The sequence below is a fragment of the Streptomyces sp. NBC_00250 genome, assembly GCF_036192275.1.
Taxonomy (GTDB): Bacteria; Actinomycetota; Actinomycetes; order Streptomycetales; family Streptomycetaceae; genus Streptomyces.
The window spans coordinates 5421209-5440778 of the sequence record NZ_CP108088.1 but is presented as its reverse complement, the minus strand read 5'-3'; the positions used below and the strand labels follow the sequence as shown (position 1 = coordinate 5440778).

The 19570-nt window shown below is 71.9% G+C and carries 20 protein-coding genes; 10 read left to right on the top strand and 10 right to left on the bottom strand.

Annotated features, from left to right (window positions below):
- Positions 1–5: 5 nt before the first annotated feature.
- Entirely contained in the window at positions 6–1301 is a 1296-nt protein-coding gene (locus OG259_RS24745) for an acyltransferase family protein (RefSeq protein ID WP_328944257.1), read from the bottom strand.
- A gap of 300 nt (positions 1302–1601) precedes the next feature.
- Here OG259_RS24745 and OG259_RS24740 point away from each other — a divergent pair, with 300 nt between their 5' ends.
- Positions 1602–2576 carry a hypothetical protein gene (locus tag OG259_RS24740; RefSeq protein WP_328944256.1) on the top strand — a complete coding sequence of 325 codons (975 nt, stop codon included), beginning with the start codon at positions 1602–1604 and terminating at the stop codon, positions 2574–2576.
- A gap of 17 nt (positions 2577–2593) precedes the next feature.
- Here OG259_RS24740 and OG259_RS24735 read toward each other — a convergent pair whose 3' ends face one another.
- The 6 genes from OG259_RS24735 to rsmI form a co-directional block, all read right to left on the bottom strand.
- Complete coding sequence (locus OG259_RS24735) at positions 2594–3499, bottom strand: 4-(cytidine 5'-diphospho)-2-C-methyl-D-erythritol kinase (RefSeq protein WP_328944255.1); 906 nt, start codon at positions 3497–3499, stop codon at positions 2594–2596.
- On the bottom strand, positions 3496–4368 hold the full coding sequence (gene rsmA / locus OG259_RS24730) for a 16S rRNA (adenine(1518)-N(6)/adenine(1519)-N(6))-dimethyltransferase RsmA (protein WP_328944254.1): 873 nt from the start codon (positions 4366–4368) through the stop codon (positions 3496–3498). The genes OG259_RS24735 and rsmA overlap by 4 nt, the downstream gene beginning before the upstream one ends.
- Before the next feature lie 72 nt (positions 4369–4440).
- On the bottom strand, positions 4441–5721 hold the full coding sequence (locus tag OG259_RS24725; RefSeq protein ID WP_328944253.1) for a ubiquitin-like domain-containing protein: 1281 nt from the start codon (positions 5719–5721) through the stop codon (positions 4441–4443).
- A 143-nt stretch (positions 5722–5864) separates the two neighbouring features.
- Positions 5865–6734, bottom strand: a complete 870-nt coding sequence (locus tag OG259_RS24720; RefSeq protein ID WP_328944252.1) for a TatD family hydrolase — start codon at positions 6732–6734, stop codon at positions 5865–5867.
- Between the two features lie 73 nt (positions 6735–6807).
- Entirely contained in the window at positions 6808–7227 is a 420-nt protein-coding gene (locus OG259_RS24715) for a hypothetical protein (protein ID WP_328944251.1), read from the bottom strand.
- A 139-nt stretch (positions 7228–7366) separates the two neighbouring features.
- Positions 7367–8254, bottom strand: a complete 888-nt coding sequence (gene rsmI / locus OG259_RS24710; RefSeq protein ID WP_266892807.1) for a 16S rRNA (cytidine(1402)-2'-O)-methyltransferase — start codon at positions 8252–8254, stop codon at positions 7367–7369.
- Positions 8255–8306: 52 nt separating this feature from the next.
- On the opposite strand from rsmI, the gene OG259_RS24705 reads away from it, so the two are divergent.
- The 7 genes from OG259_RS24705 (at position 8307) to OG259_RS24675 (ending at position 16008) form a co-directional block, all read left to right on the top strand.
- Entirely contained in the window at positions 8307–10061 is a 1755-nt protein-coding gene (locus tag OG259_RS24705; RefSeq protein ID WP_328944250.1) for a dolichyl-phosphate-mannose--protein mannosyltransferase, read from the top strand.
- Positions 10062–10343: 282 nt separating this feature from the next.
- A complete protein-coding gene (locus OG259_RS24700; protein ID WP_328944249.1) occupies positions 10344–11267 on the top strand; it encodes a serine hydrolase in 924 nt (307 codons plus the stop codon).
- Between the two features lie 98 nt (positions 11268–11365).
- Positions 11366–13012, top strand: a complete 1647-nt coding sequence (locus OG259_RS24695) for a penicillin-binding transpeptidase domain-containing protein (protein ID WP_328944248.1) — start codon at positions 11366–11368, stop codon at positions 13010–13012.
- Between the two features lie 73 nt (positions 13013–13085).
- Positions 13086–13580 (top strand): YbaK/EbsC family protein, encoded by a 495-nt coding sequence (locus tag OG259_RS24690; RefSeq protein ID WP_328944247.1) that lies wholly within the window; start codon positions 13086–13088, stop codon positions 13578–13580.
- Positions 13577–14428, top strand: a complete 852-nt coding sequence (locus OG259_RS24685) for a DMT family transporter (RefSeq protein WP_328944246.1) — start codon at positions 13577–13579, stop codon at positions 14426–14428. Before OG259_RS24690 ends, OG259_RS24685 begins: the two co-directional genes overlap by 4 nt.
- A gap of 142 nt (positions 14429–14570) precedes the next feature.
- On the top strand, positions 14571–14978 hold the full coding sequence (locus OG259_RS24680; RefSeq protein WP_328944245.1) for a nuclear transport factor 2 family protein: 408 nt from the start codon (positions 14571–14573) through the stop codon (positions 14976–14978).
- A 112-nt stretch (positions 14979–15090) separates the two neighbouring features.
- Entirely contained in the window at positions 15091–16008 is a 918-nt protein-coding gene (locus tag OG259_RS24675) for an alpha/beta hydrolase family esterase (RefSeq protein WP_328944244.1), read from the top strand.
- A 42-nt stretch (positions 16009–16050) separates the two neighbouring features.
- On the opposite strand, the gene OG259_RS24670 is transcribed toward OG259_RS24675, so the two are convergent.
- Positions 16051–16566, bottom strand: coding sequence for a hypothetical protein (locus OG259_RS24670; protein ID WP_328944243.1), 516 nt, complete (start codon positions 16564–16566; stop codon positions 16051–16053).
- A gap of 45 nt (positions 16567–16611) precedes the next feature.
- Entirely contained in the window at positions 16612–17394 is a 783-nt protein-coding gene (locus tag OG259_RS24665; RefSeq protein WP_328944242.1) for an SDR family NAD(P)-dependent oxidoreductase, read from the bottom strand.
- 196 nt (positions 17395–17590) lie between these two features.
- On the opposite strand from OG259_RS24665, the gene OG259_RS24660 reads away from it, so the two are divergent.
- Positions 17591–18328: a 2OG-Fe dioxygenase family protein gene (locus tag OG259_RS24660; protein WP_328944241.1), complete on the top strand. Its 738-nt coding sequence runs from the start codon at positions 17591–17593 to the stop codon at positions 18326–18328.
- A 109-nt stretch (positions 18329–18437) separates the two neighbouring features.
- Positions 18438–19055 carry a LysE family translocator gene (locus OG259_RS24655; protein WP_266892825.1) on the top strand — a complete coding sequence of 206 codons (618 nt, stop codon included), beginning with the start codon at positions 18438–18440 and terminating at the stop codon, positions 19053–19055.
- A gap of 17 nt (positions 19056–19072) precedes the next feature.
- Here OG259_RS24655 and OG259_RS24650 read toward each other — a convergent pair whose 3' ends face one another.
- Positions 19073–19567: a YbaK/EbsC family protein gene (locus tag OG259_RS24650; RefSeq protein WP_266892827.1), complete on the bottom strand. Its 495-nt coding sequence runs from the start codon at positions 19565–19567 to the stop codon at positions 19073–19075.
- Between the last annotated feature and the right edge of the window lie 3 nt (positions 19568–19570).

The window sequence follows — 19570 nt, the reverse complement described above, 5'->3', positions numbered from 1 at the left end:
GCCCATCAGCCGGTCCGCCGGCCCCGCCCCGCCCGCTCCACCAGGAGCCAGCCCACGAGGGCGAGGCCGACGGCCGCCGGGGCCGTGACCGGGACGGCGATCAGGGTGGCCGAGTGACCGTCGAGGAGTCCCGCGAAGCCCGTCAGGGAGAGGCCCAGGACTCCGAGGAGCGCGAGCGTGATGCCGACCGCCGCCACCGGGCCGCCCTCACCGGTCGCCGGGACCGCCGGGACCGGGGCCTCGAAGCGGCGGAACGCGGCCACGAGCAGCGCCGTGAGAAGGCCCGCCGCGAGGAAGCGGAGGGGGACCTGCGCCCACCAGGCGCCCGTCGCCGGGGCGGGCAGCTCCACACCGAGGCCGAGCATCGCCCCGTACACCCCGAGCATCGCCGTCAGGTGCCAGAGGAACGCCGTCATCGCGATTCCGTTGGCAGCGACCACCGCGCGCCACACCCCGGCGCGGGCGACGAGCCGCGCCCCCGGGCCCCTGAGCAGCTCGACCGCGCCGACCAGCCACAGTCCGTGGCAGAGCAGGGCGAGCGTCGGCGGGGCCATGTTGGAGACCTTCTCGCCGGGCATCCCCACCATCGACAGCGGATACGGCCCCAGGGCGACGAGCGCGGTCGCGCCGAGCAGGCCGCCGCCCGCGAGCAGGGCCGGGCGGCGGATCATGCCGTCGGCGCGCAGGAAGCCGAGCTGGTGGACCGCGAGCCACACGAAGGCGAAGTTGAGGAACTCGACGAACGGGACGTCCACGGCGAACCGCAGCACGTCCACCGCGACCGCGCCGCCCGCGAGCGCCGCGAACGCGCCCCACCCCCACCGCTCGTGCAGCCTCAGCAGCGGCGGTGTGAACGCGACCATCGCCAGATAGATCCCGATGAACCAGAGCGGCTGCGTGACGAGTCGCAGCGCGACCCCGGTGAGGCCCCCGTCCGCCCCCGACAGCTGCAGTACGAGCGCGGCGGCGCCCCAGACGCCCACGAACACCATCGTCGGCCGCAGCAGCCGCTGGAGCCGGGCCCGCAGGAAGGCCGCGTACTGCGGGCGGGAGCGGTGGGCGAGGGCGTGCGAGAAGCCCCCGACGAAGAAGAACACCGGCATCACCTGGAACACCCAGGTCACCACCTGGAGTTCGGGCACGACGGCGAGCAGGTTGCCGACCTGCCCGTCGCCGGTGACGGCCGCCATCAGCCAGTGTCCGAGCACCACGACGCCGAGCGAGGCGACCCGAAGCAGATCGACGTACCGGTCCCGGCTCGCCGGCGTGGCGGCGGCGAGCTCACGCGCGCTGATTCCCATGTCCGTACGGTCCCGCGGGGGCCCGGCCGGACGACAGGGTGCGGGTACTCAACTGCCGGGTGAGTACGGCCCTGTGGTCCGCCGGGCGCCGCGGCGGCGCGTCCGTTGGACGTTCAGGCTCCGGAGCCCGGGTCCGACGGAGGACGCCGGTCGCGCCACTCCAGGGCACAGTGCCAACCGGCCCCATGCCGTCGGCCACGCGGGCGACCCCTCGGCCACGGCTGCCGGACCCCACGACCGGCGACCCGTCATGTTCTCCTCGGGCCACCGCCCCCAAGCCGCCTCGAAGGAGAGCCCCCCATGCCGAGACACCCACGCCTCGCCGCCGTCGCCACCGCCACCGCCGCCCTCGCCGTACTCGCGGCGGGCCCCGCGTCGGCCGGCGATCCGACGGTGACCGACCCCCGCGTCGTCGCCCACTTCGACTTCGCCGCCGGGCAGACAGCGGAGAACATCGCCCTCGAACCCGACGGCTCCGCCGACATCACCTTCGCCTTCGCCCGTCAGGTCGCCCGCGTCACCGAGGAGGGCGGGACGACGATCCTCGCCACCCTGCCCGAGGTGCCGGACGCGCAGACGCCCGTCGGCGGGGCCGTGGTCCTGGGCATCGCCCGCGCCCACGACGGCACCCTGTACGTCACCTACGTCACCGGCACGAAGGAGACCGGCGTCTGGCGCATCGCGCCCGGCGGTGGCGAGCCGGAGCAGATCGGGTTCTTCCCGGCGGACGCCTTCCCCAACGGGCTCGCCCTCGACGAGAAGTGCGGCACCCTCTACACCGCCGACTCGGGGCTCGGCACGGTGTGGTCCCTCCCCGTGACCGGCGGCACGCCCACGGCCTGGGCCACCGGGGCCGCGCTCGAACCCACCGAGCAGATCGCGTTCGGCGCCAACGGCCTCAAGGTCCACGACGATGCCGTCTGGGTGTCCAACACCGCCCGCGCGACCCTGCTGCGCATCCCGATCGGGTCCGGTCCCGACCACGCGGCCGGCCCGATCGAGACCCGGTCGACCGGCCTCACGTCCATCGACGACTTCGCCTTCACCGGACACGGCGACACGGTCCTCGCCGCGCTGAACCAGGTCGACGAGCTGGAGCTCGTACGGCCCGACGGCACCCACAAGACCGTCCTCACCGGCGCGGACGGCCTCGACAACCCCACCTCCGTGGCGGTGCGCGCCAAGACCGTCTACGTGAACAGCGCGGCCTTCTTCAACACGCAGGACCCGGACCCGAACCTGCTCCTGGCCCGGATCTCCAAGAACAAGCTCTAGATCTCCAGGAACAAGCTCTAGAGGACCGCGGCGCCCGGCGCCGGCGACGTCGCCACGCGCGCCGTGCGGCAGGTTCCCGAGGCGATCAGGGCGGCGGCGACCGTCTCGGCGGCCTCCGCGTCCTTCACCAGGAACGCCGTCGTCGGGCCCGAGCCGGAGACCAGGGCCGCGAGCGCGCCCGCCTCCGTGCCCGCCGTCAGGGTCTCGGCGAGCGACGGGCGCAGGGAGAGCGCCGCCGCCTGGAGGTCGTTGGCCAGGGCGCCCGCGAGCGCGGTCGTGTCGCCGGTGCGCAGGGCGTCCAGGAGGACCGGGGAGGCGGCCGGCTCGGGGACCTCGACGTCCGAGGTGAGCCGGTCGAACTCGCCGTACACCGCCGGGGTCGAGAGCCCGCCGTCGGCGACGGCGAACACCCAGTGGAAGCCGCCGCCGACCGGCAGCTCCGTCAGCTTCTCGCCGCGCCCGGTGCCGAGCGCCGCCCCGCCGACCAGGCTGAACGGCACGTCGCTGCCGAGCTCCGCGCAGATCTCCAGGAGTTCCTCGCGGGAGGAGTCCAGACCCCACAGCGCGTCGCAGGCGAGCAGGGCGCCCGCGCCGTCCGCGCTGCCGCCGGCCATGCCGCCGGCGACCGGGATGTCCTTGGCGATGTGCAGGTGCACGTCCGGGGAGATGCCGTGCCGGGCGGCGAGCAGCTCGGCGGCCCGCGCGGCCAGGTTGGTGCGGTCGAGCGGCACCTTGTCGGCGTCGGGGCCCTCACAGGTGACGGTCAGCCCGTCGGCCGGGGTCGCGGTGACCTCGTCGTGGAGGGAGACCGCGAGGAAGACGTTGGCCAGGTCGTGGAAGCCGTCGGGGCGGGCCGCGCCCACCGCCAGCTGGACGTTGACCTTGGCGGGGACGCGGACGGTGACGCTTCCCGTGGCGGTCATGCCTTGGCCTCCGCGATCCGGGCGAACTCCTCCACCGTCAGCGCCTCGCCGCGCGCCTGCGGCGAGATCCCGGCCTTCACCAGGGCCTCCTCCGCCGCCGCGGGCGAGCCCGCCCAGGTGGCGAGGGCCGCGCGCAGGGTCTTGCGGCGCTGCGCGAAGGCCGCGTCGACGACCGCGAAGACCTCCTGCCGGGTGGCGGTGGTCGCGAGCGGCTCGCTGCGGCGGACCAGGGAGACGAGCCCGGAGTCGACGTTCGGCGCGGGCCAGAACACGTTGCGGCCGATGGACCCGGCGCGCTTGACCTCCGCGTACCAGTTGGCCTTCACCGACGGCACGCCGTACACCTTGTTGCCCGGCTTGGCGGCCAGCCGGTCGGCGACCTCGGCCTGGACCATGACGAGGGTCCGCTCGATGCTCGGGAACCGCTCCAGCATGTGGAGCAGGACCGGTACGGCGACGTTGTACGGCAGGTTGGCGACGAGCGCGGTCGGCGCCGGGCCCGGCAGCTCCTGGACGTGCATGGCGTCGGAGTGCACGAGCGCGAAGCGGTCGGCGCGCGCGGGCATGCGGGCGGCGATCGTGGCGGGCAGCGCCGCGGCGAGCACGTCGTCGATCTCGACGGCCGTCACCCGGTCCGCGGCCTCCAGGAGGGCCAGGGTGAGGGAGCCGAGTCCGGGCCCCACCTCCACGACGACGTCGTCGGGCCGCACCTCGGCCGTGCGGACGATCCGCCGGACGGTGTTGGCGTCGATGACGAAGTTCTGGCCCTTCTGCTTCGTGGGGCGCACGCCGAGGGCGGCGGCCAGTTCACGGATGTCGGCGGGGCCGAGGAGGGCGTCGGGGCTTTCGGGGCCGGTGGTGGTGCTCACCGGTACAGCCTACGGGGCACCGGTGGGGCCGACCTACGGCTCACCGGCACAGCCGGGCCCCGCCCGGTGTGCTCACCGGTACAGCCGCCGCCCGCAATGGGGCCAGGGACTCGCCCCCCGCTGCACGTACAGCTTCTTCGCCCGGAACGTCTGCTCGGCGGCGGGCGCGTTCTGCGCGGTGCCGCTGCCGCCGAGGGAGCGCCAGGTGCCGGGGTCGAACTGGTAGAGCCCGCCGTACGTCCCCGAGGGGTCGACGGCGTTGGGGCGGCCGCCCGACTCGCAGGCGGCGAGCGCGCCCCAGTCGAGGCCGTCGGCGCCGGCGACGGAGGTGGGCATCGGTTTCGTGCCGACCCGGACCCGGCGGCTGACGGGTTCGCGGACGATCTCCTCGCCGATCCGGCGGGGCCTCTGCTTGACGCCGTTGACCGTGCGCAGGCTGTACGTGACACGGCGGACGCCGGCCGCGCCCTGCCGTTCGACGACCTCGGTGCCGGTGAACAGCTCCGGGTCGCGGGTCCGCTCGACGGCGTACGGGATCGCCTCCTCCCGCACCTGCCGGGAGCCGGTGATGCGCAGCACGTTCACCGTCTGGCCGTCGCGCGGGAAGGAGCCGGGGGCGACGGAGGTGGCGTCCTGCGCGGAGAGGGTGATCCCGGCCTCGGCGAGGGCCTCCCGGACGGTGGCGGCGTTCGTGCGGACGGACCGCTCGCGCCCGTCGGCGAGGAAGGTCACCGTCCGCTCGGTCCGTACGTCGAGGGCGAGGCCCTGACGGGAGATGGGGGCGCCGCGGGAGACCGACAGGTACGCGCCCTCCGCGCGGACCCCGAGCTGGCGCAGCGCGCCCTCGACGGTCCGGGCGGTCGTCCACACCTGGCGGCGCTGCCCGTCGAGGGTGAGGGCGACGGGCCGCCCGTACCGGACGACGATCTCGTCGCCGCTGGCCAGGGCCTCCGCGGGGGCGGGGGCGACGATGTCGTGGTCACCGACGGCCACGCCCTCGTCGGCGAGCAGTTCGTCGACCTCGTCGGCGAAGGTGTGGAGGGTGCGCGGGACACCGTCGACGGAGAGCCGGACGGCCTTGTCGTCGGCGACGAAGGCGCTGGTGCCGCCGGCGAGGAAGGCGACGACGAGGGCCTGCGGGACGAGCCTGCGCAGCCCCTCCCCGGCGGGCCCGGACGCCTTGCGGCGGCGGGCGGCGCGCCGGGACCCGGCCCGGGTGCCCTGCTCGGGGACGAGGCCGGGCGCGGCGCCCGGGGCGGGGGCGACGAGGGGCGCCACCTGGGTGGGCTGTTCGTGGACGGGGACGGCCGCGCCCCGCCGTCCGGCGCGGTGACTGCCCTGGGAAGTGCTCACGAGGCCGGGACACTAGCCCCGGCGACGGTCACCCTGCCGATCGACGCGACTACTACACGTAATCGTTATGGATCACGGGACCGCCCGTGCCGACCGGTTCACCGTCTTCGGTGTCCTCGGTGTCCTCGGTGTCCTCGGTGTCCTCAGTAGTCGAAGGCGCGGGCCGTGTTCACGGCGATCGCCTCGGCCAGCTCGTTCTCCCCGATGCCGCGGACCTCCGCCATCGCCCGGAGGGTGACCGGGATCAGGTACGGGGCGTTGGGGCGGCCCCGGTAGGGCGCCGGGGTGAGGAAGGGGGCGTCGGTCTCGACGAGGACGAGGTCGAGCGGGGCGACGGCGAGCGCGTCGCGCAGGTGCTGGGCGTTCTTGAAGGTGACGTTGCCGGCGAAGGACATGTAGTAGCCCTTGGCGGCGCAGATCTCGGCCATGGCGGCGTCGCCGGAGTAGCAGTGGAAGACGGTCCGCTCGGGGGCGCCCTCCTCGTCCAGGACGCGCAGCACGTCGGCGTGGGCCTCGCGGTCGTGGATGACGAGCGCCTTGCCGTGCCGCTTGGCGATCTCGATGTGGGCGCGGAAGGAACGCTCCTGCGCGGCGATGCCCTCGGGGCCCGTACGGAAGAAGTCCAGGCCGGTCTCGCCCACGCCGCGGACGTACGGGAGGGCGGCGAGCCGGTCGATCTCGGCGAGCGCGTCGTCGAGGGCCGCGTCTCCGCCGCCCTCGCGGGCGCCCTGCCGGGACCAGCCGTCGGGATCTCCCAGGACGATCCGCGGGGCTTCGTTGGGGTGCAGGGCGACGGCGGCGTGCACGTGCTCGTGGGCGGCGGCGGTCTCCGCGGCCCACTGGGAGCCCTTCACGTCACAGCCGACCTGCACGACCGTGGTCACTCCGACGGCGGCGGCCTTGACCAGCGCCTCCTCGACGGTCCCGGACTGGAGGTCCAGGTGGGTGTGCGAGTCCGCGACCTCCACGAGGAGGGGTTCGGGCAGCGGCGGCGGGGCGTCCTTGGCACTCATGCCCCCGATCGTACGAGGGTCACGAGTGCGGGCGCGCGGGGTGTCGCGGGGCCGTGGATCCCCGTGGGCGGCGCTACTGGCGGCGCCTGAAGGGGTGCAGGAGGTCGGACAGGTGCCAGTGGTGCGGCACCGGGGGCTGCTCGGAGGCGTCCTCGGTCAGCTCCTGACCGATGGGACCGGCCATCGAGACGGGCTTGGTGGCCCGCGCCCCCTGCTGGTGCTTCTCCGTCGCGGCGATCAGGTCGAGCACCGACGACACCTGCCCCGCGCGCATGATGCGGACGACGTGGCCGCCGCAGTTCATGCAGGTGGGACTGGACAGCGGGGACGGGACCCGCTCCCCGTCGGCCTTGTAGACGATGAATTCGTGGCCGGCGGCGTCGACGTGGTGCTCGATGTCGTACGCCTGCTCCCAGCCGTATCCACAGCGCATGCAGGCGAAGGCGTACGCCTCATGAGCGACGGAAATGCCGGTGCCGGTGATCTCGGTCATGCCAGCTCCTCTCCACTGATCCAGTGGACGCCTTTTCGGGCCGGAGCGCATCAGCGCGGGTCGAACCATGGAAGGCTTTTGGCTCTTCCCTTGCCAAGGGCCCTGCGAAGAGTCCCGGCGCCGGGTTCGGCTTTGCCTTTCAGATTAGTCCTTTACCGTTTCCGGGGCCCGGTCCAGCCGCATTCTTTGCCGCCACGACGGCATCGAACACCTCCCGTTTGGGAAGCCCCGCGTCGGCGGCGACGGCGGCGATCGCCTCCTTGCGCCGCTCCCCCGCCTCCTCGCGCACCCGCACCCTGCGCACCAGCTCCTCGGCGTCGAGTTCGGCGGGTCCGGTCTCCGGGGCGCCCTCGACGACGACGGTGATCTCGCCGCGTACGCCCTCGGCCGCCCAGGCCGCGAGCTCGGCCAGCGGGCCGCGCTTGACCTCCTCGTACGTCTTGGTCAGCTCGCGGCAGACGGCGGCCCGGCGCTCGGCGCCGAAGACCTCGGCCATCGCGGCGAGGGTGTCGTCGAGCCGGTGCGGGGCCTCGAAGTAGACGAGGGTGCGGCGCTCGTCGGCGACCTCGCGCAGCCGGCCGAGGCGCTCGCCCGCCTTCCTGGGCAGGAAGCCCTCGAAGCAGAAGCGGTCCACGGGCAGGCCGGAGAGGGCGAGCGCGGTGAGGACGGCGGACGGGCCGGGGACGGCCGTCACCTTGATGTCCTGCTCGACGGCGGCGGCGACGAGCCGGTAGCCGGGGTCCGAGACGGACGGCATGCCCGCGTCGGTCACGAGCAGCACCCGGGCGCCGCCGACCAGGGCCTCGACCAGCTCCGGCGTACGGGCGGATTCGTTGCCCTCGAAGTAGGAGACGACCTTGCCCGTCGTGTGGATGCCCAGGGCGCGGGTCAGTCCGCGCAGCCTCCGGGTGTCCTCGGCGGCCACGATGTCCGCGTTCTCCAGTTCGGTGGCGAGTCGGGGCGGAGCGTCCGCGATGTCACCGATGGGGGTCCCTGCGAGTACCAGCGTTCCTGTCACACGGCCCATCCTCCCAGCCCGGAGAGGCGACGCGCACAGGCGCGTTCCCTACGATGGCGCGGTGACCAGTACCGCACCCGAGGCCCTGGAAGGCCAGCACCCCATGGCAGAGCCCGTGGCAGAGCCCTCTTCGTGGCAGAAGCGGCTGCGGCGTTTCGGCTATGTGCCGCCCGCCGGAAGCGCCGCGCCCATCGGGCTGCGCGAGCGGCTCGTCCCCTCGTACACCCGCCCGTCCGAGCGTGTGATGTCCCTCCTCGGCATCGGCCCCGACCGGTCCGAGCGGCTGTGGCGGCTGATGGCCTGGGGCGGTCCGCTCCTGGTCACGGCGGTCGCGGGGCTGCTGAGGTTCTGGAACCTCGGCAAGCCGAACGCGGTGATATTCGACGAGACGTACTACGCCAAGGACTCCTGGGCCCTGATCAACCAGGGGTACGAGGGGGCGTGGCCGAAGGACATCGACAAGACGGTCCTCAGCGACCCCGGCTCGGTGCTCGTGCCGACCGACCCCGGCTATGTCGTGCATCCCCCGATGGGCAAGTGGGTCATCGGTCTCGGCGAGAAGCTGATCGGCTTCGAGCCGCTCGGCTGGCGCTTCATGGTGGCGCTGCTCGGCACGCTGTCGGTCCTGATGCTGTGCCGGATCGGCCGGCGCCTGTTCCGTTCCACCTTCCTGGGCTGTCTGGCGGGTCTGCTGCTCGCCGTCGACGGACTGCACTTCGTGATGAGCCGCACGGCGCTCCTCGACCAGGTGCTGATGCTCTTCGTGCTCGCGGCCTTCTGCTGTCTGGTCCTCGACCGCGACCGGACCCGGAAGCGGCTCGCGGGCGCGCTCCCGGAGGACGAGGAGGGCGTGCTCCGCCCCGACGCGGAGATCGCGGAGTCGCTGCGGCTCGGGTGGCGGCCGTGGCGGATCGCGGCCGGTGTGATGCTGGGCCTGGCGGCGGCGACCAAGTGGAACGGCCTGTACGTCATGGTGGGCTTCGGCCTGATGACGGTGCTGTGGGACGTCGGCGGTCGCCGTACGGCCGGCGCGGTCCGCCCGTACCTCGCGGTGATCAAGAAGGATCTGGTCCCGGCGTTCGTGTCGGTGGTCCCGGTGGCGATCGTCACCTATCTGGTGACCTGGACCGGCTGGATCGTCAGCGACAAGGGCTACTTCCGGAACTGGGCCGCCGACCAGGACAAGCTGGACGGCAGCGGGACCTGGGGCTGGCTGCCGCAGTGGCTGCGCAGCCTCTGGCACTACGAGTCCGAGGTGTACAGCTTCCACGTGGGCCTGACCTCGCCCCACACGTACGAGTCGAACCCCTGGTCCTGGATCGTCCTCGGCCGCCCGGTCTCCTACTTCTACGAGTCGCCCGCGCCCGGCACCGCCGGCTGCCCGGCGAGCGCGAAGGAGAAGTGCGCGGCGGAGGTCCTGGCCCTCGGCACCCCGCTCCTCTGGTGGGCCGCCTGCTTCGCGATCCTGTACATCCTCTGGCGCTGGGCCTTCCGCCGCGACTGGCGTGCGGGCGCGATCGCCTGCGGCATCGCGGCCGGCTGGGTCCCCTGGTTCCTCTACCAGGAACGCACCATCTTCCTTTTCTACGCGGTGGTCTTCGTTCCGTTCCTGTGTCTGGCGGTGGCGATGATGCTGGGCGCGATCATCGGCCCAGCGGGCTCCTCGGAAAGGCGCCGCACATTCGGCGCGGTGGCGGCGGGCTGCATCGTCCTCCTCATCGTCTGGAATTTCATCTATTTCTGGCCCATCTACACGGGGACTCCGATTCCGCTGGACCAATGGCGCAACCGGATGTGGCTCGACACCTGGGTGTAGCGGGGGAATTGCGGCGAGAGGGCGCGGCCGGTGGCCGCGCCCTCTCGGTCGTTGTCGGTGGCACGGGCCGTGAGCGGCGGAAGGGCGGTCGGCACCGGCCGAGCGGGGCGCGCCCCTCGGGCCGCGGCCGCGCGCCGCGTCCCGGCGGGCGGGCACGCGGGCGGCCACGCGGGGCGCTCCCTTCCCCGGTTCCGCTGGATTCGTACAACCATCCGCACGCTCACGAGTCGTACAAGGCGAGAGCGCCGTAGGTGTGTTCGTTTCGTTTCCAGGGGGACCCGCATGAATCACCGCATATCTCTGCGTGCCCGCGTGCTTCCGGTCGTGGCTGCCGCCGGGATGCTCGTGCCCGTCGTCGCGGGCGCGTCACCGGCTTCCGCCGCTGCCGCGCCGCAGGTCAGCTGTACGTCCGGCACGGCCGGGCTCGCCGCCAAGCTGCAGAGGGACATCACCGCCGCCCTCGCCACGCGCGCCGGTACCGTTGCCGTCGGCCTGCGCGACCGCACCACGAACACCACCTGCACCCTGCGCGCGACGACCGCCTACGACTCGGCCAGCGTCGTGAAGGTGACCGTCCTCGCCACGCTCCTCTGGGACGCCAAGAAGACCAACCGGTACCTGACCTCGCGCGAGACCGGCCTGGCCACCGCCATGATCACCAAGTCCGACAACGCGGCCACCACCACCCTGTGGAACCAGCTCGGCATCACGAAGGTGAAGGGCTTCCTGACGGCCGCCGGCATGACGCGGACGGTGCCGGGGTCCGGCGGCTACTGGGGGCTCACCCGGATCAACGTCACCGACGAGCAGCGGCTGCTCTCGCTGATCACCGCCAGGAACACCGTCCTGAGCGACAACTCCCGCGCCTACATCCAGAAGCTCATGGGCCAGGTCGTCACCTCGCAGAAATGGGGGACCCCCGCCGGCGCGCCCTCCTCCGTGGCCGTGCACGTCAAGAACGGCTGGCTGCAGCGCGCCACGCGCGGCTGGCGTGTGCACAGCATCGGCACCTTCCAGGGCCTCGGCCACGACTACACCATCACCGTGCTCACCGACGGCAACAGCACGATGAACTACGGCGTGACCACGATCCAGGCCGTCTCCAAGGTGATCCACCGGGATCTGATCCCGACGGCGCCCGCCGCGACTCGGTACGCCCCGACCATCAGGCCCCAGGAGGCATACGTAGCGGTCCCCCAGCTCTGACGCCCGCCTCTCCGTGTGACAGAGAAGCCGGAAGTGGCTCGACACGCGCATGGGGCGCTGCTTGACTCGTGGGTCCACCTGGGGAGGGGAACGCAGTCATGCGCAGTGGGGCCAAGGTCGCGATAGCCGGAAGCGTGTTCGTCGTCGTGGCGGGCGGGGTCGGCTACGGGGGCTACAACCTCTGGAACGGCGTCATGGGTGGGGACGCGTCCCCGGACCCCCGGTCCGCATCCGCCTCCTCGCCCAGAACCGGGCCCGTCACGGGCGAGGAGATCACGACCACCGCGCGGGACTTCCTGGCCGCCTGGGCCGCCGGGGAGTCGGACAAGGCGGCGCAGCTGACGAACGACCCGGTCACCGCCGGGACCGCGGTCCTCTCGTACCGGGAGGGCGCGAAGGTCGCCAAGGCGGTGATCACGCCGGGGGCGGCGGTCGGGGCGACGGTGCCGTTCACCGTGAAGGCGACGATCTCGTACGAGGGCGTGACCAAGGACCTGTCGTACGCGTCCGAACTGACCGTGGTCCGGGGGCAGACCACCGGCCGGCCGCTGGTGAAGTGGCAGCCGGCCGTCCTCCACCCCAAGCTCACGGCGGGCGCCACCTTGCGCACGGGCCCGGCGAAGACCGCCACCATCAAGGCGGTCGACCACAACGGCGTCGAGCTGACGGCGGAGAAGTACCCCTCGCTGCGACCGGTCCTCGCCACCCTGCGCGAGCGGTACGGCTCCAAGGTCGGCGGCTCCACCGGTGTCGAGACCTGGATCGACTCGGGCAGCGAGGCCGTCCCCGACACCACGCTCCTGGTCCTGTCGAAGGGCAGGCCGGGCACCCTGAAGACCACCATCGACGCGGGCGTCCAGGCCGCGGCCGAGAAGGCGGTCAAGTCCTACGACCGGACCTCGGTGACGGCGATCGAACCGTCGACGGGTGCGATACGGGCGGTCGCGAACAACCCGGTGACCGAGTTCAACACCGCCTTGAGCGGCGGGCAGGCCCCCGGCTCGACGATGAAGATCGTGACGGCGACGATGATGATGCAGCACGGCCTGGCCAAGCCTGACAGCCGCGTCGAGTGCCCGCCCACGGTCACCTGGTACGGCTATCTCTTCCAGAACCTCAAGAAGTTCAAGATCGACAACGGCACCCTCACCGATGCCTTCAGTCAGTCCTGCAACACCACCTTCATCAAGGCGATCGGCCCCCTCGACAAGAAGGACCTCGCGGACACCGCCCTCGGCGAGACCGCCCGACGCTCCTTCGGCATCGGCGAGGAGTGGAACATCGGCGTCCCGGCGTCGAACGGCTCCGTGCCCGAGTCGACGGGCACCGAGTCCGCCGCCTCGTACATCGGCCAGGGCAAGATCACGATGAGCGCCCTGAACGTCGCCTCGCTCTCCGCGACCGCCAAGAACGGCCGATTCCTCCAGCCGTACCTGGTGGCCAAGGAGCTCGACGACCGGGAGTTCGCCACGGCCGAGCCGCTCTCCGAAGAGGTCGCCTCGGGGCTGCGCACGCTGATGAAGGCGGCGACGACCGGGAACGGCACCGCGGCCGAGGCGATGGCGGGGGTGCCGTCCCCGAAGGGCGCGAAGACCGGCTCGGCCGAGGTCGGCGACCAGGCCACGTCCAACAGCTGGTTCACCGGCTACTCGGGCGATCTCGCGGCGGCGGCGATCGTCGAGGGAGGCGGCCACGGCGGCGACGCGGCGGGGCCGGTGGTGGCGCGGGTGCTGAAGGCGGGCTAGACGGACGGGGTTCCGTGCCCAAGGGGCGGAAGTCGGTCGCATGCCCCCTACACGGACCGCTAGCGTGCGGGCCATGACCGCTGACGACATCACGTCCCTCGCCCACCCCCTGTTCGCCGCCGCACTCCACGAACTGGGCCTCGACGTCGAGATCCGCCGCTTCCCGGACGAGACCCGCACGGCTCAGCAGGCCGCCGAGGCCATCGGCTGCGAGGTGTCGGAGATCGTGAAGTCGCTGATCTTCGCGGCCGACGGGGTGCCGGTCCTCGTGCTGATGGACGGCGCCTCACGGGTGGACGTCGAGCGGGTACGGGAGGAGCTGGGCGCCGAGAAGGTGACCCGGGCGGACGCGAGGGTGGTCCGGGAGACCACGGGGTACGCGATCGGAGGCGTCCCTCCGTTCGGGCACCGCACCGAGACGCGGGTCCTCGCGGACCGGGGCCTGCTCGACCACGCGCTGGTGTGGGCGGCGGCGGGCAATCCGCACACGGTCTTCGCCCTCGACCCGAAGACGCTGGTCTCCCACGCCGGCGGCACCGTGGTGGACGTCCGCGAGCCCTCGGCGTGACCCCGCTCGTCACCCTCGCCGTCCTGATCGCCGCCGTCACCCACGCGAGCTGGAACGCGCTGGCGCACCACATCAAGGACCAACTGCTCTCGTTCACGCTGATATCCGGCGGCGGCGCCCTCATCGGCATGGCCGCGGCCTTCTTCGTACCGCTGCCGGCGGCGGGAGCGTGGCCGTACCTGGTGGTGTCGGCGCTGCTGCACGTGGGCTACATGGTGCTGCTCATGCGCTCGTTCACGCTGGGCGACTTCGGGCAGATGTACCCGATCGCGCGCGGTACGGCCCCGCTGGCCGTGACGGCCCTGGCGGCGGTCTTCGTCGACGAGATACCGGACGGCTGGCAGCTGCTCGGCGTCGCGGTGGCGTGCGCGGGCCTGACGGGCCTCGCGGTGTGGGGCATCCGGGGCAAGGGGGCCCAGCCGCAGTGGCCCGCGCTGCTGGCGGCGGGAGCGACGGGCCTGTCGATCGCCCTCTACACGGTGGTGGACGGCGTCGGCGTCCGCGCCTCGGGCACCCCGCTCGGCTACATCGCGTGGCTGATGCTCCTGGAGGGCCTGGCGATCCCGGCGTACGCCCTGTGGACCCGCCGCGCGGCCCTCCTCCCCCAACTCCGCCCGTACGCGGGCCGGGGCCTCCTGGGCGCGGCCCTGTCGGTGGCCGCGTACAGCCTGGTCCTCTGGGCCCAGACGAAGGCCCCACTGGCCCCGATCGCGGCCCTCCGGGAGTCCTCGATCATCGTGGGCGCGGCCATCGGGGCGGTCTTCTTCAAGGAACGCTTCGGCGGCCCGAGGGTCGCGGCGGCGGGCCTGATGGTGGCGGGCATCGGGCTGATGCTGCACGCGGGTTGAGACGGGAAGGGTCACGTACGCACGGTGGGGCGTCGTCGGCACGGGCCGACGGCGCCCCACTTCCGGCCGAGGGTGTCGGCCCGCCGCGTACGGCCGGCTCCGGGATGATGGGGACTTCCGTGTCCGAGACGAGGAGGGCCCCGTGTCCCGAACGCCGCAGCAGATCTTCGAGAGGTACGTCTACGCCGGCGCCATCACGAGGAACGCCGACGCCCTCGCCGAGACCTTCACCGAGGACGGCGTCTTCGAGGCGCCGCTCATGTCCGCCGGTGCCGACTTCCCCAGAAGGATGGTGGGTCGCGAGGAGATCCGCAGCGTGATGGCGGCGTACTACGCGCGGCAGGCGAGTGACAACCGCGCGCCCGACCGCGAGAAGTCGGGATACGTGCTGCACACCACCTCCGATCCCGATGTGTTCATCGCCGAGGTCGACACGGTCTTCGACGGCGACCGGGAGGACGTGTCCGTCTCGCTGGTGCAGATCTTCCGGATCCGCGACGGGAGGATCGCCCGACTGCGTGACTACTTCGCGCCGGATCTGGTGAGCTGAGGGCAGCGGAGCACCGCGCCCCGCCCGCTCTCCGGGGCGCCGGGCGCCCGGACGCCCGGTGAACGCTCCATTCCTCTGGACCGCCCCTCGCGCCGCTGCCACCATGCCCCCCATGCGATTAGGCCCCTTGCGGATCGCCGCCCTGGCCCTGCTCCTCCCGCTGGTCGGCTGCGGCTCGAACACAGATGACGGCAGCGGCCGGAGGGAGACGCCCCCGAGCCCCTCGGCGAAGCGGCCGGCCACGGTGAAGGAAGTGCCGCGTCCCGGCGATCAGAGGGTCACCATGACCTGGAAGGGGCAGGAGCGCGTCTACACGGTCCACGCGCCACCCGGCTACACGCCGGGCAAGCCGCTCCCCCTGGTCGTCGTCATGCACCCCTACCCGGCCGACGGCGCGTACGCCGCCCGGCTGACGGGCTTCGACGCCAAGGCCGACGCGGAAGGTTTCCTCGTCGCCTATCCGAACGGGGTGAACCAGGGCTACAACGCCCTCGTCTGCTGTGGCAGCGAGGACGACGTCGGCTTCATCGGGGCGATGACGAAGCGTCTGGTCGGCACGTGGAAGGCCGACCCTCGGCGCGTCTACGCCACGGGCATCTCCAACGGCGCGGACATGTCCTTCAGACTCGCCGTCGAGCTCCCGGGCACGCTGGCCGCGATCGCCCCGGTCAGCGGCGGCTACATCGGCACGGCCGCGCAGAATCCCGCGTACGTGCCGAAGACCCCGGTGTCCGTGGCCACCTTCGTCGGCGGTCGCGACGCGTACTACGAGCAGTTCGAGCAGGGGATCAAGTCCTGGTCAGCACGCCTGGGTTGCAGATCGGGCAGACCTCAGGCGGTCAAGGGCGCCAACACGCGCACGCGGGCGACGTGCCGCGACACGTCGGAGGTCCTGACGTACCGCCTCCCGGACATGGGCCACAACTGGCCGGGCAGCAAGGACCCGAGGATGGGCGAGGAAGCGACCGGGGTCACCGCGACCGATCTCATCTGGGAGTTCTTCGCCGCACACGCCAGGAAGTCGTCCTGAAGGATCGCGCGTGGACCGTCGGAGAGGCGTCGCGTCGGCGGGTCACCTCCCGGCACCCTCCGTCCGGAGCCAGTCGTCGACGGCCGCGAGGTCGGCGGACGTGAGGCCCGTCGTCGAGTTCACGCGGTGGAGGAGTGCCGGGCCCTTGTGGTGGGCCGACACCCACGTGCGGTCGAGGTCGCCGATCTCGTCGTCCACCCAGACGAAGGGGCGGCCGGCCGCCAGCTCGACCAGTGCGCGGGTCTTCCAGTGCAGGACGCCCGGATCGTCCTCCTCCGGGGCGGCCGGCAGCGGGACCACGGGCAGCTCCGGGATGCCGAGCAGTGGTGCCATCACCTTGTTGGCGTCGTGCATCCACGCGGTGGCCCACATCGGTTCGCAGGGAAGGGCGGACAGCCGTGGGCCGTGTTCGCGTGCGACCTTGGCCAGTTGGGGGTTGGTCGGGCGTTGCCACCGGTCCCACTCTTCGAGTGTCGACGGCAACTGCGCGCCGCCGTAGGGAAGAAGCGTTCCGTCGACGTCCAGGAAGAGCAGCGGGCGCTGTGCCGGGTCGGTCATGGCGCCACCGTAGCGGCGCCCCTGGTGACCACGCCGGACGGGGCCTCAGTCCCCCAGCACCTCCGCGAAGTGCGTGTTCACCGCCAGCAGGCCGCCGTCCACGCGGAGCACCGTGCCGGTGATCCAGGACGCGTCCGGCGAGGCCAGGAAGGCGACCGCCGCCGCCACGTCCTCCGGGGTGCCCACCCGGGACAGGGGGTAGACCCGGTCGGCCAGGGACCTCAGTTCGCGGTCCTTGCCCGACCAGGCCGTCGTCGCGATCGTCCCCGGGTTGATCTGGTTCACCCGGACCCCGCGCGGCGCCGCGTCGCCCGCGAGCGTGCGCGTCAGGGACGCCAGGCCCGCCTTCGCCGCGCTGTAGGCGTGGTTGCCGAAGTCCGTCTCGGCGTTGACCGAGCCGATGTTCACGATCGCCCCGCGCCCGCCGGCCGCCGCCAGGTGCGGCAGCGCCGCCCGGGAGCAGCGGACCGCGCCCATGAAGGTGACGTCCTGCTGGACGGTGAACACGGCGTCCGGCTCGTCCTCGAAGCGGTCCCGGTCGGCCTCGACCGGGCCGAGCGCGTTGTTGACGAGGACGTCCAGCCGTCCGAAGGTCCGCACGGCGTACGCCGTCGCCTCGTCCACCGAGGACTGGTCGCTCACGTCGCAGTACCGGTACTCCGCGCCGGGGATCTCCGCCGCCGTCTTCCGCGCCGCCTCCTCGTCCACGTCCGTGACCAGGACCTTCGCCCCCTCCGCCGTCAGCCGTCGTGCCGTCGCCGCGCCGATGCCGCGCGCCGCGCCCGTGATCAGTACCGCGTATCCGCCGAAGCGTTCCCTGAGGTCCATGGGACCGATCTCAGCATCGGGGTCCCGTCCCGCGCCAGCCGTGCGTAACATCCCGTTCATCAATTACCCCCGGCCAAAAGCGAAGAGAAACCCTCCGGTGAACAATTCGGCCAGGGCCGAAAGGCTTTGACACACCCCTGGCGCGAATACCACGATCTAGTTCGCCGACGACCACGCTTTCATCAGGGGGAGAACCATGTCTTCGTATCAGTCCGGCGTCGAGGAAATAGCCGAGTCCCTTTCCTCCCGGAGCTTCGATCTGATCTCCGGCGAGAAGGTGAAGAAGCTTCTCCTTCAGCGGTCCGAGACCGCCCTCGACGATCTGGAGCCGTTCCGCGACAGCTGGACGCGGATGCCGCTCGACAGCTACATGGCGGACGGCGGCCGTTACCGCCGTCGCCGGCACGCCACGCTGAGCGCGCCGCGGGCGAGCGTCGACTACCGCGTCGAGGAGCACCAGCCGCACTACCAGGGCCTCGACTACAACAACCTCAACGGCGGCGTGGCCCGGCACTACGAGCCGTTCGAGGAGCAGATCCTGCGCGGCCGCACGATGGACAGCCTGCTCACCCTCGGATGTGACATATTCGGCCGCCTCGCCCCGTACTCGGGCTGGCACATCGAGGCCCACCAGTTCCGCATCGAGGTAGACGGCGAGGAGGTCGGCCTGCCCACGCCGGAGGGCGTGCACCGCGACGGTGTCACCTTCGTCCTGATGGCGATGGTCGGCCGTTCGAACGCCACCGGCGGCGAGAGCACCGTCTTCAACCTGGACAAGCAGCCGGTCGAGAAGTTCTCCCTGACCGACCCGCTCGACCTGGCCCTCGTCAACGACGAGCGGGTCTACCACGGCGTCTCGCCGATCGAGCAGATCGATCCCGCCTCCGCGGCCTCGCGCGACGTGCTGGTCATCACCTACCGTCACAAGCCCTGATGTCAGGTGCGGGTGCGGGGGTGGCGGCGGTGTCTGCGAAGGCCCGCCTCCCCCGCGCCCGTTCACCCCTTGAGTGAGTACGTGAGCGAGAAGGCGGGAAGTCGGGTACATGGGTCAGCTCATCGCCGTGGCGGTCATCACCATTCTGGCTGTCATCAGCCCCGGCGCGGATTTCGCGATGACCGTCCGCAACAGTTATCTGTACGGACGGACCGCCGGAGTTCTCGCGGCCGTCGGAATTGCGCTGGGCGTTCTCGTCCACGTCACCTACACGATGCTGGGCGTGGGACTTCTGGTCTCCCGGACCCCGATGCTCTTCACGGCGATGAAACTGATCGGCGCCGCCTATCTCGTGTACATCGGATACAAGACGTTCGTCACCAAGGCGCAGGTCGACATCGACCTTTCGGAGGGCGCCGGCCTTTCGAAGGCCGGCGCGCTGCGCACCGGATTTCTGACGAACGCGCTCAACCCGAAGACGATGCTTTTCGTGCTGAGCACGTACACACAGGTGGTCAGCGCCGACACCCCCGTCTTCCAGCAGGTGGGCTACGGACTCTTCATGTCGTTCGCCCACCTGGTCTGGTTCGCCCTCGCCGCGCTCCTCTTCTCCAACCAGAGCCTGCGGTCCCGGCTGTTGAAGCGGCAGACCGTGCTCAACAAGGTCATCGGGACCGTGCTCGTCGGTCTGGGGATGGTGCTCGCGCTGACGCCCTCCATGGCCTGATCCCGGTCGGGGAGAGGTCAGTCTGTGGAGACGCGCTCCACGCGGGGCTCGGCGATCGCCTTGTAGTCCTCCGCCGACAGGGCGATCGAGCGGTCGAGCCTCGCCGCGTTGAAGTAGAACTCCGGGTGCGCCAACAGGTCGGGGTCGACGAGGAGTTCGAGCCGCTCGTCGAAGGCGAACGGCAGGATCGTGCCGCTCGGCGAACCGGCGAGCTCCTCCGCGATCTCCGGGGAGGCGAAGGAGACGTAGGTGCCGCCGTACAGGGCCTTCACCGCGTTCAGGTCGATCCGCCGGTCACCGGGGACGACGACCAGCGCGAAGCGCTTCTCCTTCTTGCCGATCTTCACCATCGCGATGATGCACTTGGCCGCCTCGGCGAGCGTGTGACCCCGCAGCGCGCTGACCGCCTCGGTGGCGCCCTCGGGGGCGTGCTCGATCACCCGGTAGGCGGCCCCGCGCTCGTCGAGCAGGGCGAGCAGCTTCTCGTACGTCTCATGTCCGGCGTCGGTCATGTG